The 26,390-nt window shown below is 55.9% G+C and carries 25 protein-coding genes and 4 tRNA genes; 18 read left to right on the top strand and 11 right to left on the bottom strand.

Annotation, left to right across the window (positions count from 1 at the left end; translation table 11 throughout):
* Positions 1–11: 11 nt before the first annotated feature.
* The 3 genes from CPAR_RS02985 to CPAR_RS02975 are packed head-to-tail and all read right to left on the bottom strand — an operon-like array spanning position 12 to position 2,764.
* Positions 12–845 (bottom strand): NAD+ synthase, encoded by an 834-nt coding sequence (locus CPAR_RS02985; RefSeq protein WP_012501837.1) that lies wholly within the window; start codon positions 843–845, stop codon positions 12–14.
* 10 nt (positions 846–855) lie between these two features.
* Positions 856–1,407, bottom strand: coding sequence for a hypothetical protein (locus tag CPAR_RS02980; RefSeq protein ID WP_012501836.1), 552 nt, complete (start codon positions 1,405–1,407; stop codon positions 856–858).
* 13 nt (positions 1,408–1,420) lie between these two features.
* Positions 1,421–2,764, bottom strand: coding sequence for a murein hydrolase activator EnvC family protein (locus CPAR_RS02975; protein ID WP_156773360.1), 1,344 nt, complete (start codon positions 2,762–2,764; stop codon positions 1,421–1,423).
* Between the two features lie 169 nt (positions 2,765–2,933).
* Here CPAR_RS02975 and murA point away from each other — a divergent pair, with 169 nt between their 5' ends.
* The 6 genes from murA to CPAR_RS02945 all read left to right on the top strand — a co-directional run bounded on the left by murA (position 2,934) and on the right by CPAR_RS02945 (position 5,915).
* A complete protein-coding gene (murA, locus tag CPAR_RS02970) occupies positions 2,934–4,208 on the top strand; it encodes a UDP-N-acetylglucosamine 1-carboxyvinyltransferase (protein WP_012501834.1) in 1,275 nt (424 codons plus the stop codon).
* Between the two features lie 78 nt (positions 4,209–4,286).
* A tRNA-Ile gene (locus tag CPAR_RS02965) sits at positions 4,287–4,363 on the top strand.
* A 28-nt stretch (positions 4,364–4,391) separates the two neighbouring features.
* Positions 4,392–4,468 (top strand) — tRNA-Glu (locus tag CPAR_RS02960).
* Positions 4,469–4,506: 38 nt separating this feature from the next.
* Positions 4,507–4,583: transfer RNA gene (locus CPAR_RS02955), tRNA-Arg, on the top strand.
* Between the two features lie 179 nt (positions 4,584–4,762).
* Positions 4,763–4,835: transfer RNA gene (locus tag CPAR_RS02950), tRNA-Gln, on the top strand.
* Between the two features lie 390 nt (positions 4,836–5,225).
* A complete protein-coding gene (locus CPAR_RS02945; RefSeq protein ID WP_012501833.1) occupies positions 5,226–5,915 on the top strand; it encodes an outer membrane protein in 690 nt (229 codons plus the stop codon).
* A 27-nt stretch (positions 5,916–5,942) separates the two neighbouring features.
* On the opposite strand, the gene cutA is transcribed toward CPAR_RS02945, so the two are convergent.
* Positions 5,943–6,278: a divalent-cation tolerance protein CutA gene (cutA, locus tag CPAR_RS02940; RefSeq protein ID WP_012501832.1), complete on the bottom strand. Its 336-nt coding sequence runs from the start codon at positions 6,276–6,278 to the stop codon at positions 5,943–5,945.
* 132 nt (positions 6,279–6,410) lie between these two features.
* Positions 6,411–7,502 carry a M24 family metallopeptidase gene (locus CPAR_RS02935; protein ID WP_012501831.1) on the bottom strand — a complete coding sequence of 364 codons (1,092 nt, stop codon included), beginning with the start codon at positions 7,500–7,502 and terminating at the stop codon, positions 6,411–6,413.
* 190 nt (positions 7,503–7,692) lie between these two features.
* Between CPAR_RS02935 and trpD the strand changes: the two genes are divergently transcribed.
* The 5 genes from trpD (at position 7,693) to CPAR_RS02910 (ending at position 11,823) form a co-directional block, all read left to right on the top strand.
* Complete coding sequence (gene trpD, locus CPAR_RS02930) at positions 7,693–8,748, top strand: anthranilate phosphoribosyltransferase (protein WP_012501830.1); 1,056 nt, start codon at positions 7,693–7,695, stop codon at positions 8,746–8,748.
* A gap of 156 nt (positions 8,749–8,904) precedes the next feature.
* On the top strand, positions 8,905–9,897 hold the full coding sequence (chlG, locus tag CPAR_RS02925; RefSeq protein ID WP_012501829.1) for a chlorophyll synthase ChlG: 993 nt from the start codon (positions 8,905–8,907) through the stop codon (positions 9,895–9,897).
* A gap of 154 nt (positions 9,898–10,051) precedes the next feature.
* Positions 10,052–10,270, top strand: a complete 219-nt coding sequence (rpmB, locus tag CPAR_RS02920) for a 50S ribosomal protein L28 (RefSeq protein ID WP_012501828.1) — start codon at positions 10,052–10,054, stop codon at positions 10,268–10,270.
* A gap of 65 nt (positions 10,271–10,335) precedes the next feature.
* Positions 10,336–10,776: a ribonuclease HI gene (gene rnhA, locus CPAR_RS02915; protein ID WP_012501827.1), complete on the top strand. Its 441-nt coding sequence runs from the start codon at positions 10,336–10,338 to the stop codon at positions 10,774–10,776.
* 12 nt (positions 10,777–10,788) lie between these two features.
* The gene (locus CPAR_RS02910) at positions 10,789–11,823 is read left to right on the top strand and encodes a hypothetical protein (protein WP_012501826.1); all 1,035 of its coding nucleotides are present in this window, start codon (positions 10,789–10,791) and stop codon (positions 11,821–11,823) included.
* A gap of 5 nt (positions 11,824–11,828) precedes the next feature.
* Here CPAR_RS02910 and tilS read toward each other — a convergent pair whose 3' ends face one another.
* Complete coding sequence (tilS, locus tag CPAR_RS02905) at positions 11,829–12,833, bottom strand: tRNA lysidine(34) synthetase TilS (protein WP_012501825.1); 1,005 nt, start codon at positions 12,831–12,833, stop codon at positions 11,829–11,831.
* A gap of 170 nt (positions 12,834–13,003) precedes the next feature.
* On the opposite strand from tilS, the gene CPAR_RS02900 reads away from it, so the two are divergent.
* From CPAR_RS02900 to blaOXA, 5 genes are all read left to right on the top strand, one after another.
* Positions 13,004–13,648 carry a phosphatidylserine decarboxylase gene (locus CPAR_RS02900; protein ID WP_012501824.1) on the top strand — a complete coding sequence of 215 codons (645 nt, stop codon included), beginning with the start codon at positions 13,004–13,006 and terminating at the stop codon, positions 13,646–13,648.
* Positions 13,649–13,747: 99 nt separating this feature from the next.
* Positions 13,748–13,954, top strand: a complete 207-nt coding sequence (locus CPAR_RS02895) for a Sec-independent protein translocase subunit TatA/TatB (RefSeq protein WP_012501823.1) — start codon at positions 13,748–13,750, stop codon at positions 13,952–13,954.
* A gap of 209 nt (positions 13,955–14,163) precedes the next feature.
* The gene (locus CPAR_RS02890; protein WP_012501822.1) at positions 14,164–15,162 is read left to right on the top strand and encodes a lamin tail domain-containing protein; all 999 of its coding nucleotides are present in this window, start codon (positions 14,164–14,166) and stop codon (positions 15,160–15,162) included.
* Positions 15,163–15,242: 80 nt separating this feature from the next.
* On the top strand, positions 15,243–16,952 hold the full coding sequence (gene recN, locus CPAR_RS02885) for a DNA repair protein RecN (RefSeq protein ID WP_012501821.1): 1,710 nt from the start codon (positions 15,243–15,245) through the stop codon (positions 16,950–16,952).
* Positions 16,953–17,470: 518 nt separating this feature from the next.
* The gene (blaOXA, locus tag CPAR_RS02880) at positions 17,471–18,247 is read left to right on the top strand and encodes an OXA-198 family carbapenem-hydrolyzing class D beta-lactamase (RefSeq protein ID WP_041466248.1); all 777 of its coding nucleotides are present in this window, start codon (positions 17,471–17,473) and stop codon (positions 18,245–18,247) included.
* Positions 18,248–18,321: 74 nt separating this feature from the next.
* On the opposite strand, the gene CPAR_RS11330 is transcribed toward blaOXA, so the two are convergent.
* Together CPAR_RS11330 and CPAR_RS10940 are read right to left on the bottom strand one after the other, a co-directional pair.
* Positions 18,322–18,450, bottom strand: a complete 129-nt coding sequence (locus tag CPAR_RS11330; RefSeq protein WP_269478992.1) for a hypothetical protein — start codon at positions 18,448–18,450, stop codon at positions 18,322–18,324.
* Positions 18,451–18,585: 135 nt separating this feature from the next.
* Positions 18,586–18,753 carry a hypothetical protein gene (locus CPAR_RS10940; protein ID WP_156773359.1) on the bottom strand — a complete coding sequence of 56 codons (168 nt, stop codon included), beginning with the start codon at positions 18,751–18,753 and terminating at the stop codon, positions 18,586–18,588.
* A 193-nt stretch (positions 18,754–18,946) separates the two neighbouring features.
* Here CPAR_RS10940 and dapA point away from each other — a divergent pair, with 193 nt between their 5' ends.
* Positions 18,947–19,837, top strand: a complete 891-nt coding sequence (gene dapA, locus CPAR_RS02875) for a 4-hydroxy-tetrahydrodipicolinate synthase (protein WP_012501819.1) — start codon at positions 18,947–18,949, stop codon at positions 19,835–19,837.
* Positions 19,838–19,921: 84 nt separating this feature from the next.
* On the opposite strand, the gene gcvPA is transcribed toward dapA, so the two are convergent.
* The 3 genes from gcvPA to rlmB form a co-directional block, all read right to left on the bottom strand.
* Positions 19,922–21,256, bottom strand: a complete 1,335-nt coding sequence (gene gcvPA, locus CPAR_RS02870) for an aminomethyl-transferring glycine dehydrogenase subunit GcvPA (RefSeq protein WP_012501818.1) — start codon at positions 21,254–21,256, stop codon at positions 19,922–19,924.
* A 28-nt stretch (positions 21,257–21,284) separates the two neighbouring features.
* Positions 21,285–21,668, bottom strand: a complete 384-nt coding sequence (gcvH, locus tag CPAR_RS02865; protein ID WP_012501817.1) for a glycine cleavage system protein GcvH — start codon at positions 21,666–21,668, stop codon at positions 21,285–21,287.
* A 116-nt stretch (positions 21,669–21,784) separates the two neighbouring features.
* Positions 21,785–22,558: a 23S rRNA (guanosine(2251)-2'-O)-methyltransferase RlmB gene (gene rlmB / locus CPAR_RS02860; protein ID WP_012501816.1), complete on the bottom strand. Its 774-nt coding sequence runs from the start codon at positions 22,556–22,558 to the stop codon at positions 21,785–21,787.
* 241 nt (positions 22,559–22,799) lie between these two features.
* Between rlmB and nifJ the strand changes: the two genes are divergently transcribed.
* Positions 22,800–26,357 (top strand): pyruvate:ferredoxin (flavodoxin) oxidoreductase, encoded by a 3,558-nt coding sequence (gene nifJ / locus CPAR_RS02855; RefSeq protein ID WP_041466109.1) that lies wholly within the window; start codon positions 22,800–22,802, stop codon positions 26,355–26,357.
* Positions 26,358–26,390 lie beyond the last annotated feature (33 nt).

Genomic DNA, 26,390 nt, shown 5'->3' with positions numbered 1-26,390 from the left:
TCAAAGTCCCCTCACTTCATTTCCTGCCAGTCGCGGGCATAGCGGAAATCGATGCCCGGCGTGCGGCTGGAGAGTTTGGCAATAACGGGCATCATGCGCTTGTACTGGTTGCGCACCACCATCTGCCGTACCCGGTCGTAAAAGGCAGGGGCAATGCCTTCAGCCAAAATGGCGTCGCGCTCCATGCGCTCTTCAAGCATCATGTACAGAAGCTGGTCAACCTCCTCGTAGCTGAAGCCGAGATCGGCCTCGTCGCTCTGGCCCTCCCAGAGGTCGGCAGAGGGCTGTTTGTCGATCAGCTCCGAGGGGACACCAAGATGCCGGGCCAGGCCCCAGAGCTGGGTTTTGTAAAGGTCGCCGATGGGGTTGACCGCCGAAGCCATGTCGCCGAACATGGTGCCGTAGCCCAGCATCAGCTCGGTTTTGTTGCTCGTGCCGAGCACCAGGCAGCCGTCCCGCGCCGACACGTCGTACAGGCAAAGCATCCGGGAGCGCGCCATGACGTTGCCGCGCCGCAGGCGGCTGGCGTCCGGACGCGTCTCGAAAAAGGCATCGACCACCCCGGTCACAGGCATGGTCTCGGCGCGAATGCCGAGCCGGTCCACCATGAGCTGAGCGTGTTCCAGGCTTTCTCGGCTGCTGGTTTTGTAGGGCATCAGCAGTGCCAGCACGTTATCGGCACCGAGCGACCGCGCAGCCAGCTCGCACACCACCGCCGAATCGATGCCACCGGAAAGGCCGAGCACCACCGACCGGAACCCGAACTTCCTGATTTCGTTGCGAATGAAAGGGATCAGAATCGATTCGACCAGGCCGTAATCGAGATGGAGGTCTTGAGGTTCCATAAAGGGAGCGTCATATAGAGGTCAAAAAACGGATCAGCCCGCCGATGAGCATAAACGAAATAAAGGTCGCCGTGGCCATGAGGACGCCGGACTTTTTCGACAGTGCTTCGATCTTCGCGCTTTCGAGATCGAGCAGCGCGTGCATGCCGAATCGGGCAATCAGCACGGCGTAAAGCAGCGCGGCAGCCATGACCAGCCAGCGCCAAACGCCGAGAATGTAGAACGGTTCGGCAAGCCAGACCGGCGTGAGGGAAAAGCAGAGAACGGTCATTACGTCGACGTGCAACGCATCAGAACGGTCAGGCCCGGCAAGCGATCCAATCGCTCCGGAGAGGAGGTAGAGCACGGAGACATCGATCACAAATCCGGCGATGGCAAGCAGCATGGCCATCCGGGGAACACCGATGAACGGCAGCTTGCAGAGCTGGGCAATCGTAATCAGCGGTGTCGCGTAATCGCGCATCGCATTGACCTCGCCGAGCTGCTCCTTCGCGTCTTTCCAGAAGGCCTCCGGCTGAACCAGCACGGAGATGATCGTCGTAAACAGCCAGTTCAATCCCATAAACTTCTCCCTGTTATCTGAGCCATTTCTGGGGATCCTGCTTTACCTTGCCCTTCCAGATTTCGAAGTGCACCGTCGACCCTCCCTCCGGCATCGCTGCCGAGCTGCCAAGCAACTGGCGCGACTGGATGACTTCACCTGCCGTCACTGAAACCTTGGTAAGGTTCGCGTAAACAGTAAGATACGATTTCGGATGCCGAACGATCACCACATTGCCGAACGTCGGCAGAAAGGCCACCTGCACCACCTTACCGCCGGAAACCGACCTGACCGGCGTACCGGCAGGAACCGAAATATCGATGCCATTGCTCACGGTCACGATGTTCAGCTCCTTGTCGCGACTGGAACCGAATTTGCGCACCACGACGCCATTTTTAACCGGCCACGGCAGTGATGAACCGGCATCGAAGTTGGCCGACACCCTTTTTAACTCTTCCTCGGTAAAATCTACCGGGCCGCGCGCTGGCTGGGTCACCTTTTTTCCAGACTTCTGAGCCGCTGCCCGGCGCCGCTCTTCGGCAAGACGCTGTCGTCGTAGCGCCGCTTCCCGCTCCTTGCGGATCAGCTCCTGCTGAGCCATGATCAGCGCTTCGATCTTCTGCTGCATCTGCCGCTGCTTCTTACGCACCCCGGCGATGCGGTTGGCATAGGTCCGCTTGTCTTTCTTGAGGCTGGTAAGCACCGCCTCTTTCTCTTTTTTCTTCGAAGCATAGCCCTGAAGCTCCACCTGCTGCGACTTCATAGCCTTCTCTTTTTCCTGATAGCTCTGCTGAAGCCGGGCGCGGCTGGCCTCCATCTGCTGCGCGCTCGATTGAAGCTCACCCACCTTCGACCTGACCGCCTGCGACAGAAAACCGACATAACGACTCCGAACCACAACATCGTTGACCGAGTGCGAAGAAAAGATCAGCTCGGCATTCCGGTTTCCGCCACGCTTGTAGGCAGCAATGGCGATGCGCTGAAAATCGCTGGAGACGTGATGGTAATTCTTCCGGTTCTCGGCAAGCTCCTGCTGCAAAGCATCAATCTCCTGGTCAAGACCAGTCAGCAGGTTCTGGTTTTCCTTGATGAGACGTTCATAGACCAGAATCTGCTTGCGAATATTCTTGAGATCGGCCACCGAACGGGCTTCGTTCTTTTTGGTGCTTTTGAGCTTTGACTGATACTCGCCAAGCTGCTTCTTCAGGTCTGACAAGGTGCGCTCAACCTGTTTACGCTCCTTGAGGATCTTGTTCATTTCAGCGCTGGCCGCACGAGCAGAAAGCGGGAACAGGGACAGAGCGCTGACCAGAAAAAGTGTGGTGTATAACAGATTGAATAACACCGCCAGAAAACGGCGGCAGGAAAACATTCGCATAAGTATCCAGATAATTGGCACTCGAAAAAAAACGTCGCCTCAGACGACGGCCGTAGTGATTGAGCATCGAAGTCGATTGAATGGCTTTAAAAATAAAATTTGTTTTTCTGAGGCTGAAATAATTAAATAACCCTTTTTGCACCTTTTCAGGATGTAACCTTCGTACTGAATGAATAAACTCGTCATCCGCGGCGGAAAGAAGTTGAGCGGCACCGTGGCCGCATCCGGCTCAAAAAACTCCGCCCTGCCCGTCATCGCGGCAACTCTGTTGACCCCGGACGGCACCTTCGGCATCAACCGGATTCCCGACCTCAAGGATGTCCGAACCTTCATTCAGCTTCTCGAATACCTCGGGGCAGCGGTTTCGTTTGAAAACAACCGCCTGGAGGTCAGTTCCAGCGATCTGAAAAGTATCGAAGCACCTTACGAGCTGGTCAAAAAGATGCGTGCATCGATCTATGTGCTCGGCCCGCTGCTCGCCCGCTTCGGCCACACCCGCGTTTCTCTGCCCGGCGGCTGCGCCTTCGGCCCGCGTCCGGTCGATCTGCACATCATGGCGATGGAAAAACTCGGCGCCACCGTAACGATTGAGCAAGGCTTCATAGACGCCAAAGTCAACGGCTCACGCCTGCGCGGCGCCGAGATCGACTTCCCCATCTCCTCGGTGGGCGCAACAGGCAACGCCCTGATGGCAGCCGTCACCGCCGAAGGTAAGACTGTGCTGCAAAATGCAGCGCTTGAACCGGAAATCGAATGTCTCTGCCGATTCCTGCAGAAGATGGGAGCCAACATCAGCGGCATTGGCACCACGACCCTCGTCATCGAAGGGGTCGACCAGCTCAAAGCGGTCGAATTCGACAACATCTTCGACCGGATCGAAGCCGGGACTCTCTTGGGCGCAGCGGCGATCACCGGCGGCAGTGTCACAGTCACCGGCACCGTGCCGGAGCATCTCGGCTCGGTGCTCGATGCTTTCCGACAGGCGGGCTGCATAGTGACAGTCAAGGACGACGCCATTACGCTCACCGCGCCCGAAGAGCTGCAACCAGTCGACATTACGGCCCGCCCGTACCCGGAGTTCCCGACCGACATGCAGGCCCAGTGGATGGCCCTCATGACCCAGGCGCATGGCGACAGCACCATCATCGACCGCATCTATCTCGAACGCTTCAACCACCTGCCAGAACTGAACCGCCTGGGAGCCCACATCGAAATCCGGGACAACTGGGCGCTGGTGCACGGCCCGCAGGAGCTGACCGGCACCAAGGTCATGTCCACTGACCTGCGAGCCTCGGCCTGCCTGGTGCTGGCAGGCCTGGTAGCCAAAGAAACCACCGAAGTACTCAGGGTCTATCACCTCGACCGCGGCTACGAATCGATCGAGAAAAAACTCTCGGCACTCGGCGCGGACATCAAAAGAGAACAGTACCAGGAATTTTCCTGAAAAAGGTCAAATAGCATTTGTAATTTTAATCACATGCCTTATATTAACACCACTCTGAAGCACAAAACGGTCTTTCGAGGGCCCTTAGCTCAGTTGGTCAGAGCAAGCGACTCATAATCGCTGGGTCGTAGGTTCAAGTCCTACAGGGCCCACCAACTGAAGTGAGCCAGAGAAAAAAAATATGGCGTGTTCGTCTAGTGGCCCAGGACATCGCCCTCTCAAGGCGAAGATCACGGGTTCGAATCCCGTACACGCTACCAAGTATAAATCCCGGTACAAACCGGGATTTATACACTATGCACCCGTAGCTCAACTGGATAGAGTATCTGACTACGAATCAGACGGTTAGAGGTTCGAATCCTCTCGGGTGTACCATTCAAACAGAATGACTTACGGGTTTCGACTTGTAAGTCTTTTTTGTTTCAGGCCTGTTCTGCTTTTGTCGAAAGACTTTTCCATCTTTCGACGAACAACGCTAGAGGCCTACTTTTTTCATTTTTTAATGAAAAATTCCGATGAATTCCAGAATTTTTCGTTACATTGTGAACCTCCATTGAGGAGTGGCCAAATTGGTAAGGCTCCTGACTCTGGATCAGGCAATTGCAGGTTCGAGTCCTGCCTCCTCAGCACCGCTAAAGCCTTGTAGCAGATAATGTTACAAGGCTTTTTTCTTTTTGTACAACTATCCTTTGGTTTTAAAACCAAAGCTGACCCCAGCATACCATCAAGCCCAGTTGGAAACGTAAACATTCTTGCTTCCATAAAAGCCCGATTCATGCTAAAATGATCATAAGAATAAGAGTCATATGACGCCTTTTCCACTCCCTCCCCCTGGTGATTGAGAAAAAACCTTGTTCCAATGGCGTTTTTTTGCTAATCCGTCATCGTTTCACTATTTGCACACCATTCTGTACATTTAAAGCAGTAGTTACGATCTTGTATATAAAGATGAAAGACGTAAAAAGCTAGAAACTCACGCGTTACAGACAACACCAACCAAACTCAACCAGGTGTAAAATGAAAAAATACGCAGTTGCCATAATAACTGCTGCAGTTCTGTCGGCTCCAGCTATAACAGCTACAGCAGCGCCCTTGTATGTCAGCATTTCAGGTGGTCTGTGCCTTATGGATAACAGTAATGCGGAAATAACGGGAACGTCAACATCAATAAAGGATGCTGTTGAATACAAACGTGGGTATGCTCTTGAAGCTGCGCTTGGTGAAGATAAAGGTATGTACCGCGGTGAACTTGCCGTTGAATACCAATCCAATGACGTCGATCAGATCCTGGGTTCAGATATGGATGCTATTGAGAGCGCAACGGAAGATATCCTCAATCAATGGGGCATAAGCGACAATATTGACGACCTTAAAATCAAAGCTTCAGCGCTTACAGTAATGTATAATCTGTACGCGGATTATAACATGAGTAGCCTGATCACTCCCTATGTAATGGGGGGGGTTGGAGCGGCTTTTATGGGCATGGACGTCTCTTTCAGAGATAATGGGGTCAGGTATGAACAATCGTACGACAAAACCGCATTTGCCTGGCAACTCGGCGCCGGCTTAGGTATCAAGGTGATGAATAATGTAACTATTGACTTGGGTTACCGTTATTTTAGAGCCGGTGACATTGACTTCGGGAGTGATGCAAAGCTCTCATTTGGAGGCAGCAAAATCTTGCTTGGAGTTCGCTACAACCTCTAAAGTCAAGCCATCAATTTCTTTCTTGCATCACCTATCACTATCTGTCGTTGCATCCAGCCAAGCGAGATACTCAGGCAATCCACCGGTAATCGGCAATCGGACAATCTCCGGCACTTCGTAGGGGTGGTAGTCGCGGATGTAGCTTTCGAGGCCCGGGTAACGTTTGCCGGTGGTTTTGATGAAAAGCGACACTTCGTCGTCATTCTGAATCTCGCCCTCCCAGAAAAAGAAGCTTCGAATGTCAGATAACTGGACGCAAGCCGCGAGCCGGTTTTCGAGAATGCCTTGTGCCAGCTTTTCGGCCTCATCACGATCCGGAGCGGTGGTGATGACCATGCAGTAGGCGCTCTCGTTCTGTTCCATGCTCAACTCATTTTTGATTTTCTGTTCCGCGAAATTAACCGGCCTTGACACATGCCTGAAGAAAGACATCCCGACAAGTCGGGATGCCCCTACGGATAATCGACTGGCTGCCTCATTAATCAAGTTATCCATTCATAATTCAATCAGCTCTTTGGTGAAGCGCTGCAACGGCTCCGCGCCGTTAGGGCCGAGGGCGACCATGTCTTCGATACGGACGCCGAAGCGGCCGGGGAGGTAGATGCCGGGTTCGATGGTGAAAACCGCACCTTCGCGAAGCGTACCGGTTGAGGCGGTGCCGACTCGTGGAGCTTCGTGCACTTCGACGCCGACGCCGTGACCGAGACCGTGGCCAAACGCTTCGCCGTATCCTGCTGCGGCGATGAAGTTGCGCACCTCGGCGTCGAGGTCGCGGGCAGCCATGCCCACCTTCGCCGCGTCGATGCCGAGCTGCTGCGCCTGCTGCACGATGCGATAGACCTTTCGCTGCTCGTCCGAGACCTTGCCGAAGGCGACCGTGCGGGTCTGGTCGGAAGCGTAGCCTTCGACGATGCACCCCATGTCGATGACGATGAGCGTACCCGGATCGAAGGTGGCGGGGCTCGGCTTGGCGTGCGGCATCGCGCCGCGCGGGCCTCCGGCTACGATGGGGTCGAACGAGTCCCCTTCCGCGCCGAGCTTGCGGTGGCGATAGGTGATTTCAGCGGCAATGTCGATTTCGGTGACGCCGGGGCCGATCATGCCGATCACCGCTTCGAGCACCGTTTCGCTCAGCGCTACAGCGCGACGCATCCGGTCGAGCTCGGCGATGTGCTTGATTTCGCGGAACTCGTCGAAGAATGACGAGACAGGCGTAAACTCGCGATTGCCGAGTTTCTCCGAAAGCTGGCGCATCTCCTGCCAGGTAACGTGGTCGGCCTGCAACGCCATGCGGCTGCCGAGTTGCCATTTGCCTGAAGCAAGCTCCGTGGCAAGCGCATCCTTCAGAATCACCGTCGCAATGCCGGAGGTCTCATGCTTCACCTGCTCCTGGTAGCGGAAGTCAGTAAACAGCACGGTCTTGCCACCCGCAAGCAGCAATTTGGCATTTGAGCCGCTGAAGCCGGTCAGCCAGCGGATGGTCGGCAGGTCGGTCACAAGGAGGGCGTCGAGCCCTTCGGCGGACATTTTTCGGTAAATTTCGGTACGCAGGCCGCTACGGCATTGATGCAGGGAATCAGGCTCCATGAAATGAAAAAACTTCGGTGAACAGATCACGCTCAAAACCTCCTGAGTTGAGCAAGGCTCATCAGGGTAACGCTATTGGTAAAAGCGCAGATAGTTAGTATAATTGAAATTAATCTTTTTCTTCAGGGCGCCGCAGTAATGCGCTAACGGTTTGTTGGCGACGTCCTTCATTTCGACCCCGTTTTTCGACATGCGTCAACAGGAGCTGATTCAGAAACTGCTGGCAGGCGCCGACCTTTCCGCACAGGAGATGGAAGCCTGCATCGATTCGATTATGGAAAACCGGTTCACCGATGCCGGTACCGGAGCCATTCTTGCGTTGCTGCAGAAAAAGGGAGTCACCCCGACGGAAGCGATCGGGGCATATGAGAACCTCATGACGAGGGTCACGCCGATCACCCTGCCGGCTCATGCGGTCGATACCTGCGGCACCGGCGGCGACCACCGGGGCACCTTCAACATTTCGACTGCCGCGGCCTTCATCGCTGCGGGCGCGGGCGTGCCGATTGCCAAGCACGGCAACCGCTCGATCACCAGCAAGTGCGGCAGCGCGGACGTGCTCGAAGCCCTTGGCTATCGCGTCGATCTGCCCGCTTCGGCCACTGAAGAGCAGTTCCGCGAAACCGGCTTCGCCTTTCTGTTCGCCCCGCTGTACCACCCATCGATGAAAGCAGTCGCCTCCATTCGCCGCGAGCTCGGCATCCGGACGCTCTTCAACCTGCTCGGCCCGCTCATCAATCCGGCAAAAGTCAAACGCCAGTTTATCGGCGTATTCGATCCGTCGGTGATGGAGCTGTACGCCGACGTGCTGATCCACGCAGGTTGCCAGCACGCCATGATCGTACACGGCAAAACCGAGCACGGCGACGGGCTCGACGAAGCGAGCGTCTCCGGCCCGACCACCATCATCGAGCTGTTCGAGGGACGCCTCTGCCACCACACGGTCAATCCGGAAGATTTCGGCTTGAACCGCTGGAGCATCGACGAACTGGCTGGCGGAGATGCCGAAACCAATGCGCAGATCATCAGGCAGATTCTCGACGGTTCGGCCACGCAGGCACAGATCGATGCAGCCCTGTTTGCATCGGCCATCACCTGCTACGTTTCGGGCATGGGTTCCTGCATCGATGAAGGCATGAGCATGTCCAAAGAGAGCCTCGAAAGCCTCGCGGCGATGGAAAACATGAACAGGATCATCGAGGTCAACAATCGGCTGGCAGAGGAATGCAATACGCATGAAGGCTGAGTCGCGCTTCGCTGAAAAGTGACGGGCACTTCTGTTTATCGTCTTGAGCAGACTGATCGACGCCAAGAAAACAGATAAAGAGAAGTGCCCTTATCGTTTACAACAAACATGTATTATATTTGCTCTGTTTCCAGCCGCAGCAACAATCAGTAAATCATGAACGGAAGCGACACGGTCAATCCTGAACTGAACCTGAACATCGATGAAAAGCTTCATCAGTCGGGCGTAAGCCAGTCCAGGCAGAAACTCATCCGTCAGGCCCTCGAGAACGTCAACAAGCCGGGGTTCCACATCGATCCTTCCGCGATCGTGCCGCTCATGAAGCCGGTCACCTGGTTTCCTCCGATGTGGGCGTTTGCCTGCGGCGTGGTCTCCACCGGCGAAAGCGTTTCGGATAACATCTCGATTCTGGTGAGAGGCGTGATTCTTGCCGGCCCGCTGATGTGCGCCATGTCGCAGACCATGAACGACTACTTCGACCGCGAGGTCGATGCCATCAACGAACCCGAACGCCCGATTCCGGCTGGGAAGATTTCCAAGCAGGCAAGCTGGCTCATCACCTTCGGCCTCATCATGACCGGCTTTCTGGTCGCCCTGTCGATCCACCCGTACGTGGTGGCTATAGCCTTCGTGGGCGTTCTGATGTCGCACGCCTACTCAGGGCCACCGATCCGAGCAAAGCGCAACGGCTGGTACGGCAACCTGATCGTGGGTCTGGCCTACGAAGGCGTGGCCTGGCTGACCGGCAGCTTTTCGATCACGCAGGGCATTCCTTCGACAGAGTCCATCGCCCTTGCCATCATTTTCTCTCTCGGCGCGCACGGCATCATGACCCTGAACGACTTCAAGTCCGTGGTAGGCGACAAGATCCGCAAGGTGAAGTCGATCCCGGTGCAGCTCGGCGAAAAGAACGCAGCTATCCTCGCATCAGTGGTGATGGATGTGGCCCAGCTCGCAGCCATCGCGATCCTCGTCGCCAAAGGCTCGACCGTCACCACGGCCATCGCCATTGCGCTGCTGCTCGCCCAGCTTCCGATGCAGAAAATTCTGATCGACAACCCTGCCGAAAAAGCGGTCTGGTACAACGCCTTCGGCACACTGCTTTACGTGCTCTCGATGATGGTCTGTGCTGTAGGGATAAGGCCTTAGTGCCACGCAGGTTTGAAGAATCAGACAGATCGGTCGGATTAGTCTAATCGGAGTGATCTGCCTAATTCTCCCTACACAATAGAGAAAAATCTTTCTATTTTCCCCTACTTTTTCCTATATTCCGTTTCATTTTTTAACGCCAATCGATCCAACCATGTCCAAAGTTTGCGTGCTGACCGGAAAGAAGCCGAAATACGGCAATAACGTTTCTCATGCCAATAACCACACCCGCACCCGTTTCGAGCCGAATCTGCATACCAAGAGAATCTGGATCGAGGAAGAAAAGCGCTGGGTCAAAGTTCGCGTGTCCGCCAAGGCCATGAAAATCATGTCCAAAACCGGCACCGCCGAGCTCGCGAAGCTCCTGAAATAAGCATCGCCCGCGGCGAAAAATCACGAATTGAAAAGGCTCATCCGCAGGTGAGCCTTTTTTTATCTATGGAAAAAACCATCACCATCTACACCGACGGCGCGTGCAGCGGCAATCCCGGCAAGGGTGGCTGGGGTGCGCTACTCATGTACGGCAATACCCGGAAAGAGATTTCGGGCTACGATCCAGCCACGACCAATAACCGCATGGAGATGATGGCGGCGATCAGGGCACTCGAAGCGTTGAAGGAGCCGTGCCGCGTCGAGCTGTACAGTGACTCGGCCTATCTGGTCAACGCGATGAATCAAGGCTGGCTCAAGCGCTGGTTGAAAAACGGCTGGAAAACCGCCTCGAAGAAGCCGGTTGAAAACATCGACCTCTGGCAGGAAATCGTGAAGTTGACTACATTACACCGCGTCACCTTTCACAAGGTCAAGGGGCACAGCGACAATCAGTACAACAACCGCTGCGACGAGCTGGCCCGACTTGCCATCAAGGAACAATCCTAACCGCGCTCTTCTATGAACGGCAACGAGTCCAAGCCGAACCAACCTCTTTTGCAGGCCCCGAAAAAGAAAGGCCCGAAAGTCATCGCAACCTTCTTTGTGCTCGGCCTGATTGTCGTGTCGGTCGGTTATCTCTGGATCAACTGGAAAAAACCGCGCCTGACGCCTGAAAAGCTCAGCCCCGAACTGACCACGCTCATCCAGAACATGCCTGGCACGTCGGACGCCATGTTTTACGTGGGACTCAAAGACATTCGCGACAGCCGGTTCTGGCAGGAGGCCGTGCCGGACTCTCTCAAGGAAACCCCCTTCCTGAGCATGGGCAAACGGGTAGACAGCCTCCTGGCCATCAGCAACATCAACCTCACCCGCGACCTCGACACGTTGCTCATCAGCTTCCAGCGCTCGGGAATCAAAGAGCAGAAATATATCGGCATGGCCAGCGGCGAATTCGCACGCAAATTCCCGGCAACAGCACTCCGGGCGGCGAGCCTTGAAACAACCGAAGTCGCCGGTCGCAACGCCTACGAGCTTGACAGCACGCTCTGGGTTGTGCCAATGGGACCGAACAGGCTGGCCATCGCCAGCAGCAGCGAGATGCTTGAAAAGTTCTTACGCCCGTCAGGCCATTTGCTCGACCGCGATGCGCCCACGGCAGCGCTGATCCAGAAAACGCCCTATAAATCGCACTTCTGGTTTACACTCCCCTCGCCGCAGTGGACAGCAGGCGCGTTGCAGAGCATCACCTCGAAAAACAGCGACGTCAAATCGGTGGGCAACCTGAACAGGTTACAGCAGATTTCGATGTCGGTGAGGTTTGACGACGGGCTTCTGGGACAATCCGAGTGGGTCTACAACGATCGGCAGGGGGCGTTCTTCGCTTCGACATTCCTGTGGGCTACCATCAAACTTTCAACGCTTGGCCCGAGAACCTCGGAAGCGGCCAAAGCTCTGCTCCACCACATGAAAGTGCAGCAGAACCTCGAATCGGTCATCATCACAGCCGACCTTCCGCTGGAGGCCTTCAAAAAAACCTCTCACAAGGAGTGACGACGCTAATGCTTGCCGCTCGATGAATCGTCCGGCATAACCGGTTCGAAACGCAGAAATCCATCCTTCCAGACCACATCAACGCCAGGCCCGGCATGAACACGCCGGCCTGGCTGCGACTCAAGCAGACCGGCAATCCGGCTCAGTACCCGGCTCTCAACAGGCAGTCCCCGCATCTGCAACACGCGCTTGATCAACGCCTTCCGTTCAAACCGCGAAAGCTCCAACAGCGAGCCGACATGCAGCTTGCCACCTGCCGGATCGAGGCCAGGACGCTCTTCGATCAACCGGTCGATATGCCGCTCCATGAACTCTTCGAGCTCGCCAGCATGCTCCGCCACCCGTTGCAGGGACGCCGTAAGCTTGAGGCTGAATCGCTCTTCGATAACCGGAATCACCCGGTTACGGATGTAGTTGCGATCGTGCTCCAGCCCCGCATTGGTGCGATCAGTTCGCCAGGCGATGCTCTTCTCATCGAGGTAGCTCACGATCTCCTGACGGCTGAACGGAATCAGCGGGCGAATAAGTCTGCCCTGCCGCATCCTGATCCCTCGGAGCCCTGAAGCAGCCGTGCCGCGAAACAGATTGAACAGCATGGTTTCGGCATTGTCGCCGCTGTGATGACCTGTGGCGATAAGCTCGTATCCTTTCTCCCGGCACAACTCCTCGAAGAAATCGTAACGCAGCAGGCGGGCTGTCTCCTCGATTGATTTTTTCCACGTCGTAGCAACGGCTTTCGTGTCGAATCGCCGCACGTGAAAATCCAGACCCAGTCCAGCGCACTCATACCGGACGAACGCCTCATCGCCATCGCTCTCTTCGCCGCGCAGACCGAAATTGCAGTGCGCAACGCCAAGCCGCAGGTGCAGCACCGGAGCGGCTGCAACCAGCAGGTGCAGCAGCGCCATCGAATCCGGGCCACCCGAAACGGCTACGAGCACCGCTTCGCCGTCACCGGCAATCCCCTGCCGCCGGATGTTTTCAAGAAATTGTTTTTCTGTGCGATTCATTAAATCGTTCTATCAATGCGAGCTTACAGAATTCGTTTCGCTCGTTCAAGATAGCACCTCCCGCCTCCCGTTTGCAATAACACTCTTCTCGCACCAACGATGGCAGAGGGTTGCAGTTCAGGCATTTTTGTCTATCATTAAACTTTGATCAAAGAACAGCTCTATCGCTCATGCGCATTTCCCCATACGGAGCCGGCAGCGTTACTACCACCGCCATTTTCTGCTCTCTTTTCTTCGTCACAGGCTTTTTTCTTCCTCAACCCGGCGGCGCAGCCCTTTCTCTGGCTGTTCTGTTGTTCCTCTTCTTCACGCTCTTTTTCTATCGGGATCCCGAGCGCGAAATTCCCACGGAACCCGGCGCCGTCATCGCTCCCGCCGATGGAAAAATCGTCCTGAAGCAGTCCATTGATCATCCGGTAACCGGGGATGGCTCCACGCTCGTAAGCATCTTCATGTCCCCCTTCAACGTCCATGTGAACCGAATCCCCATCAGCGGACGAGTGCTCAATCTGAATTATGTGCCGGGGAAATACCTGATGGCTTTCGACCATCGCAGCATGACCGATAACGAGCGCATGGAAATCACGCTTGAGACTGCCGCCGGCACGATCTGGTTCTGCCAGGTCTCGGGATTTGTGGCCCGCAGAATCGTCTGCGACCTGAAGCCAGGTCAGGAGGTAACCACAGGCAACCTTTTCGGCATGATCAAGCTCGGCTCACGAGTCGATATCGTTCTGCCGCCATCGGTTAAGGTCAGTGCATCGGTCGGCATGAAAACGGTCGGTGGCACAACAATCCTTGGTTGGATCTACTGATTTTCATCGAAAAATTTTTGGTTTGAACGGCTTCTTTGTTAAGTTTTGCTTGCGGTAAGCCGCAGACTTACGATTTGTACACTTTCCGGAGAAATACCTATGTTCGGTTTAGGCGGTCAGGAACTCGTTCTCATCCTCCTCATCATCCTTCTGCTGTTCGGTGCCCAGAAATTGCCGGAACTTGCAAAGGGACTCGGCAAAGGCATGAAAGAGTTCAAAAAGGCACAGAGTGAAATTGAAGAAGAGTTCAACAAAGCGGCAGAGGATGAGCCTGCCAGCAAGGAAAAAAAGGAGAAAAAGGCCTGAGCTTTGCCTTGAAAAAATCCATCCTTTGTTGAAACAGCCTGAGGCGTTGCATTTGTAACGCCTCTCTCTTTTCCCTGATCCGGGCCTCAAACTGATTTTTTTGATCTCGATAGAGCACGGGAAGCAATGGCCGAAGCACCCGTGATTGAAACATCCGGGAGCAACAGCTCCTGATCCGGCCACATCGATCAACCATAGCCGACAGCAAGATGAGCCCCTACCATCTTTTTGTCCTTCTTTTTCTGTTGCTCACCGCCTGCGTGACCGACACCGGAGATAAGAGCTTTTCGGAAACCCTTTCCCGGCAAGATGGACGCACAACACCCGTACTGAACGAAATACTGTTCGACCCGCTGCAAAGCTCCACAGACGACCTGCCCGACCAGCCGGACTTCGTTGAAATTTACAACCCCGGCACAACGCCCGTCGACCTGACCGGCTGGAGCATCACCGACCGTCCGAGCGCAACCACCGGTAAGTACTACCGCTACTACTTCGCCCCGGCAGGAGGCAACAACATCCTCGAACCTGGCCAGTACGCAGTCATCGCACCCGAGAAAAACGGCCAGATCACCGGTTCCCGACTGACGACGTTTTACACCTACCTGCCGAACGATTCCCGAATCTTTCTGGTGAAAGATTACAAAACCTTCTCTTTCAACAACGATGGTGATTGCGTCAGTCTGCTTGACCAGAACGGCACAGTCATCGACTCGGCAAACTATACGGCCAACTGGCACAATCCGGCCAACAAATCCACCAAGCGAATCTCCATCGAAAAGTTCAACCCGCTGATGCTCTCCGACACGCCACTGAGCTGGAGCTCCTCGACCGATGCTCAGTTCGGCGGCACGCCCGGAAAAACCAATTCGATCTACGCTCCCCCGACCAGAAGTGAAGATATCTTCAACCTTTCACCCGGCACCTTCTCACCGAACGGCGACGGCAGCGACGACTACCTCTCGATTGCGATCAGCCTCCCGGCAGACTCGTACCAGCTTTCCGTTTCGGTGTATGACATGAGCGGCAAACTGCTGCGCAGGCTGGCGGCGGGCACACCTGCCGGGCCGGTAACACAACTCTGGTGGGACGGATGCGATGACTCCGGCCAGCCCATGCCAGCCGGAAGCTACCGCGTGACGATGAACGCCGCGGGCTATTCGGGTTCCCGGTACAACGACGCGCGCACGGTAGGACTGGCAAGGTAAGCGGGAAATGCGTTTTTCAAACACGGCCGTTTAGCGTTATCTTTGAAGCTGTCAGCTCGCCGAACCCATAACTCCGTCTCATGCTCAAAAGCCTCTACGTCAGGGATTTCGCGCTTATCGACGAACTTTCGGTCAGCTTCGCACCGGGCCTGACCATCATCACCGGCGAGACCGGCGCAGGCAAGTCGATTCTGATGGGGGCTCTGAACATGGTGCTCGGCGAGCGGGCGAGCGCGGAGGTGGTGCGAGCAGGGGCGCGAAAGGCGGTGATCGAGGCGGTCTTCGGCGGCGAGCACTACGAGATGATCGGTGAGATGCTCGACGAGGAGGAGATCGAACGCACGCCGGAGCTGATCCTTCGGCGCGACATCTCAGCGACAGGCCAGTCGCGCTGCTTCATCAACGACACCCCCTGCACGGTTTCGCTGCTCAAGCGCGCCGGGCAGCAGCTCGTCGATCTGCACGGCCAGCACGACCACCAGCTTCTCCTCCACGCCGAAACCCACGCCGGAATGCTCGACGGCTTCGGCCTGCTTCACGCCGAGACCGCGCAGTATCGCGCCACGCTCGACGAGTACCGCACGCTGCGCCGCGAGCTGCAAAGCCTCAACGAACGCGCCGATGCGCTCCGCGAAAAGCGCGACTTCATCGACTACCAGTACAAGGAGCTTGACGTGGCGGCTCTCGTCGAAGGCGAGGAGCAGTCGATTGACGAGGAGATCAACCTGCTCGAAAACGCCGAAACCCTCTTCAGTCTCAGCACCGAGCTTGGCCAGAATCTCTACGAATCGGACAGCTCGGCTTACACGTCACTCTCGTCGGCAGTGCATCTGCTTGAAAAGCTTGCGGGGATTGACAAGAGTTTCGAGCCGTGGCTCGACGAACTGCGCGGCGCGAAGGCCACAGTCGAAGAACTGAACCGCTTCGCCGGAAGCTACGCGGGCGGCATCGAGTTCAACAGCGACCGGCTCGAAGAGCTGCGCCAGCGGCAGATGCTGTTGCAGCGGCTCGCCAAAAAGCACTGCAAGAGCATCGACGAGCTGATCGCCCTGCGCGACCGCCTCGCCGAGGAACTGTCGCTGGAGGAGAACCTGGCGGGCGAGCTTGCGGCCACCGAAGCCGAAATTGCCAACTCGCGCACGGCGCTTTCGGCTTCGGCGGAGACGCTCTCGGAGCATCGCCGCGAAGCCGCCGGACGGCTGGAAGAGGAGATCGTGGCAGGCCTCTCGACGCTCGGCATTCCGCACAGCACCTTCGAAGTACGCTTCACCCGCGAAGCCGCTCCAGACGGCGACATCGAGATCGACGGAACGCGCTACCGGGCATTCGACAACGGCTGCGACCGCGTCGAGTTCATGATTTCAACCAACCTCGGCGAATCTCCGAAGCCGCTCGCGAAGGTGGCCTCCGGCGGCGAAATCTCCCGCGTCATGCTCGCCATGAAAAGCGCTCTGGCCCGCTCGGCAGAACTTCCGATTCTGGTGTTCGACGAAATCGACACCGGCATCAGCGGCAAGGTAGCCCAGTCGGTCGGCTTCAGCCTCAAGCGCCTCTCGCGGATGCACCAGATCATGGCCATCACCCACCTCCCCCAGATCGCCGCAATGGGTGATTTGCACCTCGCCGTTGTCAAACGCATCGAAGCTGACCGCACCCTCACTGGCGTCGCCCCACTCTCGGACGACGAACACGTCCGAGAAGTAGCCCGCCTCTTCAGCGGCGCGGATATCACCGAAACCTCCCTCCAGCTCGCCAAAGAGCTGGTCGAAGCAGGAAGGTCGGCTTATTAATTCAGCCATTAAAATTCTCAAAAAATTGCCCCGGACTTTAGTCCGGGGTATGCAGATAAGACAAAACAAATAAAGGCTTTAGCCTAATTTCTTACAACGACGGCGATTGCGATGTATTGTGGCCGGAGTAATAACCCTGCTCGCGGCATTGGATTTCAGCTTCCTCTCTTGATGTCGGGATTTTATGCTTGAGACACTCTCGTAATCTTCGTACATATAAACCGTAAGCCTCGCCGTTGGGCTTATGCAGTACACCCCACGAAACGGCCTTCCAAATGAGCAGAACAGATTCGATGTTACACGAGCGACGGAATTACTGACAGGCGCTTTGATTCTACGGTTGTTTTTATGCCGATCCGTATAAGAAGCAAAAATAAAACGCAATCCGGCACTTAAGTGGTTAATAATTATGCTATTGTCGGCATTTAGGATGGTTTTTCGATTGCGTCTTATATGGGTTATAATTCAAAAATCCGAGGTTTAGGCGGATCAGTATAAACAATGTTATGCATAAAAACATGAGCAAGCTTTTCATCCTTTTTTTAGCCCTTCTGTGGTCACTACCGGCAGTTGCTGAAGACAAAGTTCTCGCTGGGCTATTTTCGCAGCAAAGATTAAATGGAACGATTGTGATTTCGTCGCTACATAACGGAAATATCTTCATCCACAACGATCTTCGCGCAAATCAAAGATTTTCGACCGCATCAACATTCAAAATTATGAATACACTGATTGCGCTTGAAGAAAAGGCAATTTCTGAAAAAGACGAAGTGCTGAAATGGGACGGACACATATATGACTTTCCTGATTGGAATCATGATCAGACGTTAGAAAGCGCATTCAAAGTTTCATGTGTATGGTGTTTTCAGGAACTTGCGCGCCGAGTCGGCGCAGAAAAATATCGAAGTTATTTACGCAAGACTGCTTACGGGGAATTACGTGAACCTTTCGACGAAACAACATTCTGGCTTGACGGCTCTCTTCAAATTAGCGCAATTGAGCAGGTAAATTTCCTCAAAAAAGTATATCTGCGGACACTCCCATTTAGCACTCACTCTTACGAAACGCTGCGACAAGTCATGCTTGTGGAGCAAACTCCGTCGTATACGATGTGGGCCAAAACAGGCTGGGCAACGAGAGTAAATCCACAAGTGGGCTGGTATGTGGGCTATATCGAAACACCAAAGGATGTTTGGTTCTTTGCCACTAACATTGAGGTTCGAGACAAACAGGATTTGCCTTTACGCCAGCAGTTGACACGAGATGCACTTCAAGCAAAGGGAGTCATCGAATAATGCATAACAACGCCATCAACTCTGAACGGCAATTCTGATTCCTGAAATGTTTTCTTGATTTCGGCGAGCAGTTTTCAGTCGAGCGATGATTTTGCCTTGATGGCAAGCAAAACAGGAAAACGCTCACGCCACCAATCCGAAAAAGCCACCAGCGACAGCAGCGCCATCGTCACCACGATGGAGAGGTTGAAGGCGAAAAACATCCCCCACCGACGCGAAGTGCGTGTTATACCACACAAACACCGGAAAGCACCGGTCGAACCCCCTCAGTTACTCCTCGACCGAGTGCACCATCTGGATACCCACCAGCACCCATGTCGCAACACGGATGCGCTTCTTCACGATTCAGGAGCAGATGCGGAGTTGGCTGGATTGTTCAGATTGGCAGTAAATTCATCAGGATCGTGCCCCCGGCCAACCGCCGTATCAACATACCACCGGTCAAGCTCTTCGCCCTGAAGCGGCTTTGAAGAAAGCTTTTTGTAAATCGATTTCAGATCGGCCATAATTCGCGCTCCTGTTTAAACAAGTCCGGCGGCGGGATTCCTGAATCCGCTCTGTCAAGTAATTTACGGTTTTTTATAAATGGAACTCATTGGCTACATTCATAACAACACAAAGGCTTAACTGACCGCGTTCGCGACTCGTCGCCCACACAACGCCAACAGCCTTAAATCACTTTAGAATCAAGCAGTTTTTATGTCCAATCGCCTTATTTCAGGTTCAACCGTAGCCCTTGTCACCCCGTTCAAAGAGGATGGATCGGTCGATTATGAAGCGCTGCGAAGGCTAGTGCGATTTCATCGCGAGGCCGGAACCGACATCATTCTTCCCTGCGGCACGACCGGCGAGTCGCCTACGCTCACGAATGAAGAGGAGGCCGAGATCATCCGCACGGTGCGCGATGAGGCCGGTGATTCCATGATGGTCGCTGCCGGAGCGGGCACCAACGACACCCGGCACGCGGTCGAGCTGTCGCGCAACGCTGAAAAGGCTGGTGCGCAGGCCATTCTCTCCGTTGCGCCCTACTACAACAAGCCTTCGCAGGAGGGGTACTACCAGCACTTCCGCCACGTGGCCGAGTCGGTTTCGGTTCCGATTATCATCTACAACGTGCCGGGCCGCACGGCCAGCAACGTCAGCGCAGAGACAATTTTACGGCTGGCGCACGACTTCGACAACGTGCTCGCCGTCAAGGAGGCGTCGGCCAACTTCGAACAGATCATGACGCTTATCGACGAGCGCCCGGAGCGTTTTTCGGTAATGACCGGCGAGGACGGTCTGATGCTGCCATTCATGGCGCTCGGTGGTGATGGCGTCATTTCGGTGGCGGCCAACCAGGTGCCAAAGGTGGTCAAGGGCTTGATCGACGCCATGAAGGCGGGCAACCTCGAAGAAGCCCGTGCGATCAACCGCAAATACCGCAAGCTTTTCAGGCTGAACTTCATCGACAGCAACCCCGTGCCGGTCAAGTACGCGCTCTCGCTGATGGGTATGGTCGAGGAGGCCTATCGCCTGCCGCTGGTTCCGATGTCGGACGCAGACAAGGCGACGATGAAAGCAGAATTGGAGCAGCTCGGGCTGATTTAAAAGAGATCAGTCTGATCAGACTGATCTTCAAACAAAAAAAGCCGCCTCTTTGGGCGGCTTTTTTTATGCACTGCGCGAGGCTTTTCAGCCGAGTGAAGCAAGTTCGCTGACGAAGCTGTCGAGTTCTTCCTTCGTGCGTTTTTCGGTGACGGCGATGAGCAGGCCATCTTCGCCCCAAGCGGAGAGATCGACGCCGGCAAAAACCTTTTTGTCGAGCATCTTTTCGATAATCGTCGCCGCCGGAACCGGCGTCTCAACCACAAATTCGCGGAAGAACGGCGCGCTGAACTTCAGCGAAAAGCCGGGTAGTTCCGTGATACGGTCGGCCAGGTAGTGCGCCTTCTGCATCGAGCGGTTGGCTACATCCTGAATTCCCTCCTTGCCGAGCAGCGACAGGTGTACTACCGCCTGCAACGCGCAGAGCGCCTGGTTAGAGCAGATGTTCGAGGTGGCCTTTTCGCGGCGGATGTGCTGCTCGCGGGTCTGGAGCGTCAGGATGAAACCGTCATTGCCATCCTTGTCTTTGGTCATACCGACCAGTCGGCCCGGAATCTTGCGCACGTGCGCCTGTTTGACCGTCAGAATGCCAAGGTACGGCCCGCCAAAGCTCTGGGCGTTGCCGACCGACTGACCCTCGCCGACGGCGATGTCCGCGCCGTAATTGCCCGGCGCTTCGAGCACGCCGAGGGAGACCGGATCGGCGGAGACGATGAAGAGCGCGCCGTGCTTCTTGGCGATCTCGCCAATCGCTTCGACCTCTTCGAGGCAGCCGTAGAAGTTCGGCTGCTGCACGATCACGGCGGCGGTTTCAGAAGAAACCAGCGTTTCAAGCGCCGCGACGCTGCCAATACCGTCTTCGATGCTGTTCTGCACGATGGGTCGGTCTCCGGCGGCTTCGAGGTAGGTTTCGAGCACCTGGCTGGTGTAGGGATGCAGCTTGCCAGCCACCACGATGCCGTTGCGCCCGGTGACGTTCAGGGCGATCAGAGCCGCTTCGGCCAGCGCGCTCGCGCCGTCGTACATCGAAGCGTTGGCCACGTCCATGCCGTACAGGCGGCACATCACGCTCTGGTATTCGTAAATCGCCTGCAACGTGCCCTGCGATACCTCGGCCTGGTACGGCGTGTAAGCCGTGTAGAATTCGCTCCTTGAAGCGATGGTCTTGACAGCGGCAGGAATGAAGTGGTCATAAGCGCCCGCACCGAGGAAACTCACGTGGTCGCAAGTGGCGGCGTTGCTCGACGCCATCTTTTCGAGCAGACTTTTCACCTCCGGCTCGCCCATTGCGGGCAGCAGATCGAGCGCCTTTTTGAGACGAACCTCTTCGGGAATATCAGCGATCAGCGCCTCGAAATTCTCGACGCCGATTTCGCGAAGCATCTCGGCCCGCTCAGCATCGGTATTGACAATGAAAGGCATGGTTGCGTATTGAAATTCTGGATAATCCTTATTCGCCGATCAGGGCGCTGTAATCCGCCGGTGAGAGCAGCGACTCGACCTCGGCAGCGTTGTCGAGCTTCATCTTGACAATCCAGCCCTCGTTGTAGGGATCGGAGTTGACAATCGCCGCATCGTCGAGTGCACCATTGACCTCGACGATCTCACCCGCCACCGGAGCGAAAAGATCGGCCACAGTCTTGACCGCCTCAACAGTGCCAAACGCGCCGTGCGCCGCGACCTTGGTGCCGACCGGCTTGGTTTCGACGAACACGATGTCGCCAAGTTCAGACTGCGCGAAATCGGTGATGCCAACCACGGCGGTCACGCCATCATCGAGAAGCTGGAGCCATTCGTGGTCTTTGGTATAGCGAAGATTATCAGGGATGTTCATGGCAGAACGCAATTTAAGTTGCTATGCAATTGAAGAGTTACAAATGAACTTGAAGGTAACATTTTTTCAGAATCGCGGAAAGATCGGTCGGATTGGACGTATGATCCGACTGGTCTTCAACCTAACCTTTGACGCATCGCTTCGTACAGCATCACCCCGGCAGCCACGCTGACATTGAGCGATTCGACGCAGCCGGCCATCGGAATGCGCACGATCTGGTCGCAGCGTTTGCGGGTTTCGGAGCCGAGCCCTTTGCCCTCTGCCCCCATCACGAGCACTGTGGGACGCTTCCAGTCGATGTCCGTGTGATTATGTTCAGCCTCCATGTCAGCGGCCACGATGCTGAATCCGCGCTCGTGCAACAGGTCAAGCGTCTTGACCAGGCTCTTGACCTTGCAGACCCGCATGTGCGAAAGCGCGCCCGCCGATGCCTTGTGCACCGTGGCGCTGATCGGTGCGCCCTTGCCTTCGATCATGATGACCGAGTCAGCAGCCACAGCCTCGGCAGTGCGGATGATAGCCCCGACGTTATGTGGATCTTCAAGCCCCTGCAAAATCACCAGCAGCGGCGAGCTGTTGCGCGGTGCGGCAAGCACCTCGTCGAGCGTGTAGAATGTCACGCTGGTCAGCAGCGCGCAGACGCCCTGGTTCTTGGCCGTACCGGAAATGAGCGTGAGCTTCTCCATGCGCGCCTTACCACAGGGAATCTTAAGGCGACGAGCCGTGATGACGATCTCCTTGAGCTTGGGATGGCTGGTGTTGAACTGGAGGTAAATTTTCTCGACGCTCTCAGGTTTCGACTGCAACAGCTCGATGACGGCGTTACGGCCATAAACAACCTGTTCGCGAGGTTCGGGAGCCGGGATTTCGGCGTGGTCTGTTCTGTCCAAAAATCAAAAAAGTTTGGTTTGCCGGGCATGCGCCCCGACTGCTCGTTAGATGCAAAAAAAGCGTATCAACAAGCAAATGCTATAAGAGTATTCACGATTGAACTATATTAGTTTTTTTTCCTATCTTCGAAAGCACACTCGAAGCATTTTCTCACCTGCGAACGTAACTTTTCCCGTTCCTTCGTAGTTGTACCCGTCGAGGATCGCACAGTCCCAACAATCATAATCCAGTTCTGATCGTATGACCCGGACATTCAAGACAATGGAGGGTAATGAGGCTCTTGCTCATGTCGCCTACCGTACCAATGAAGTCATCTCGATATACCCGATCACTCCGGCCTCACCGATGGGAGAGTACTCCGATGCATGGGCCGCAGTCGATGTAAAAAACATTTGGGGCACTGTACCGCTCGTCGATGAGATGCAGAGCGAAGCCGGTGCCGCCGCAGCCGTTCACGGCTCACTGCAGACCGGTGCGCTGACGACCACCTTCACCGCTGCTCAGGGTCTTCTGTTGATGATCCCGAACATGTACAAGATCGCCGGTGAGCTTTCGCCCTGTGTGATTCACGTCTCGGCCCGTTCGCTGGCCGCGCAGGCGCTGTCGATCTTCTGCGACCACGGTGACGTGATGTCGGTCAGAGGCACCGGCTTCGCGCTGCTTGCTTCCTGCTCGGTACAGGAGGTAATGGACATGGCGCTGATTTCACAGGCCGCCACGCTTGAATCGCGCGTGCCGTTCATGCACTTCTTCGACGGCTTCCGCACGTCACACGAAATTTCCAAGATCGAGGTGCTCTCGGACGAAGAGATTCGCTCGATGATCAACGATGACCTGGTGATTGCGCACCGGATGCGCCGCATGTCGCCTGACGAGCCGATCATCCGCGGCACCTCGCAGAACCCGGACGTCTACTTCCAGGCTCGCGAAAGCGTCAACAAATATTACAATGCCTGCCCGTCGATCACCCAGAAGGCGATGGATCAGTTCGCCGAGATGACCGGCCGCAGCTACAAGCTCTACCAATATTACGGCCCCGAAGATGCCGACCGCGTCATCATCATGATGGGCTCGGGCGCCGAAACCGCGCTTGAGACCGTCGAGTATCTGAACAACCAGGGCGAAAAGGTCGGCCTGATGAAGGTGCGCCTGTTCAGACCGTTCGATGTGGCGACTTTCATCGCATCGCTGCCGTCGAGCGTCAAGTCGATCTCGGTGCTCGACCGCGTCAAGGAGCCGGGCAGCGCTGGCGAACCGCTCTACCTCGACGTCATCAACGCCTATGCCGAGTCGTTCCAGAATGGCGAGATTGCCGCCATGCCGAAGATTCTCGGTGGTCGCTACGGCCTCTCCTCGAAGGAGTTCACTCCGGCGATGGTCAAAGGCATTTTCGATAACATGAACGCCGACGCTCCGGTCAACCACTTCACCGTCGGCATCGACGACGATGTGACCGAAACCAGCATCAGCTACGACGAGACCTTCTCGATCGAGCCTGATTCGGTCTTCCGCGCGCTTTTCTACGGCCTCGGCTCTGACGGCACGGTCGGCGCCAACAAGAACTCGATCAAGATCATCGGCGAAAACACCGATAACTACGCACAGGGCTTCTTCGTCTACGACTCCAAGAAAGCCGGTTCGATCACCACCTCGCACCTGAGGTTCGGACCGGAGCAGATCCGCTCGACCTACCTCATCACCGAGGCACAGTTCGTCGGCTGCCACCACTGGGTCTTCCTCGAAATGATCGACTTGGCGAAGAACCTCAAGAAAGGCGGAACGCTGCTCATCAACTCGCACTACTCGGCTGACGAAGTGTGGGAAAAACTGCCGCGTCCGGTGCAGCAGCATTTGATTGACAAGCAGGCGAAGCTCTACACCATCGACGCTTACAAGGTCGCGCACGAGAGCGGCATGGGCCAGCGCATCAACACCATCATGCAGGCCTGCTTCTTCGCCATCTCCGGCGTGCTGCCGCGTGAAGAGGCAATTGAAAAGATCAAGGATGCGATCCGCGAGACCTACGGCAAGAAGGGCGACGAAGTCGTTCAGCAGAACATCAAGGCCGTGGACAACACGCTCGCCAACCTGCACGAAGTGAAGATCGGCGCAACGGCTGACAGCCAGAAAGAGATGCGTCCCCCGATCGTAGGCGACGCTCCGGAGTTCGTCTGCAACGTGCTCGCCAAAATCATCGCTGGCGAAGGCGACTCGATTCCGGTCAGTGAATTGCCTGCCGACGGCACCTACCCGGTCGGCACCGCGAAGTTTGAGAAACGCAACCTTGCTCAGGAGATTCCGGTCTGGGAACCGGAGCTCTGCATCGAGTGCGGCAAGTGCTCGATGGTCTGCCCGCACGCAGCCATCCGTATCAAGGTTTACGAACCGGAGCACCTCGAAAACGCACCGGCGACCTTCAAGAGCCTCGAAGCCAAAGCAAAGAACTGGGAGGGTATGCGCTATACGGTTCAGGTTGCGCCGGAGGATTGCACCGGCTGCCAGCTCTGCGTCAACGTCTGCCCCGCAAGAGACAAGCAGGTTGAAGGCCGCAAAGCGCTCAACATGCACGACCAGGCTCCGCTGCGCGAAACCGAATCTGCCTGCTGGAGCTTCTTCATCGATCTCCCGGAATTCGACCGCAACAAGATCAACCAGCGCCTCATCAAGGAGCAGCAGCTTCAGCAGCCACTCTTCGAGTTCTCGGGCGCATGCTCGGGCTGCGGCGAAACCCCGTACGTCAAGCTGATGACCCAGCTCTTCGGCGACCGCCTCGTCATTGGCAACGCCACCGGCTGCTCGTCGATCTACGGCGGCAACCTGCCGACCACGCCTTATGCAGCCAACCCGCAGGGCCTTGGACCAACGTGGTCGAACTCGCTCTTCGAGGACACGGCAGAGTTCGCGCTTGGGTTCCGCATCTCGATCAGCAAGCAGCAGGAGTATGCCTTGGAGCTGGTCAAAAAAATGGCCTCCGAAATCGGCGAAACGCTTGCCACCGGAATCCTCGAAGCCACGCAGAACAGCGAGCCGGAGATTTTCGAGCAGCGTGAGCGCGTGGCCGTGCTGAAGGATAAGCTCCAGCAGATGAAATCCGACGACGCCAAGAACCTGCTTGCCGTGGCTGACATGCTGGTCAAGAAGAGCGTGTGGGCTGTCGGCGGCGACGGCTGGGCCTACGATATCGGTTACGGCGGTCTCGACCACGTCACCGCATCGGGCAAAAACGTCAACATGCTGGTGCTAGACACCGAGGTTTACTCAAACACCGGCGGTCAGGCTTCCAAAGCCACACCGAAAGCCGCGGTCGCCAAGTTCGCCGCTGCGGGCCGCGTCGCCACCAAGAAAGACCTTGGCCTGATCTCGATGAGCTACGGCAATGCCTATGTGGCCAGTGTTGCACTTGGCGCACGTGACGAGCAGACCCTGAAGGCGTTCCTTGAAGCTGAAGCCTTCAACGGCCCTTCGGTGATTATCGCTTACTCGCACTGCATCGCTCACGGCTTTGACCTGTCTATGGGTCTGGAGCACCAGAAAGCGGCGGTCGATTCCGGCCACTGGCTGCTGTACCGCTACAATCCGGACAGACTGAAGGAGGGCTTGAACCCGCTGCAGCTCGACTCCAAGAAGCCGAAGATGCCGGTCGAGCAGTTCCTGAACATGGAGAACCGCTTCAGAATGCTGAAAAAGACCCATCCGGATCTTGCCAAACAGTACTTCGCGGCGATCCAGCAGGAGGTCGATCATCGCTGGGCCCACTACGAACACCTCGCCACCCGTTCGATTGAAGGTGAGGCATAAGCTGAACCGAACACCGGTTCCGAACAAAGAAAA

The organism is Chlorobaculum parvum NCIB 8327 (genome assembly GCF_000020505.1).
In the GTDB taxonomy this organism is placed as follows: Bacteria; Bacteroidota; Chlorobiia; order Chlorobiales; family Chlorobiaceae; genus Chlorobaculum; species Chlorobaculum parvum_A.
The sequence above is the reverse complement of the archived record's forward strand: the minus strand, read 5'-3'. Positions and strand labels throughout refer to the sequence as shown.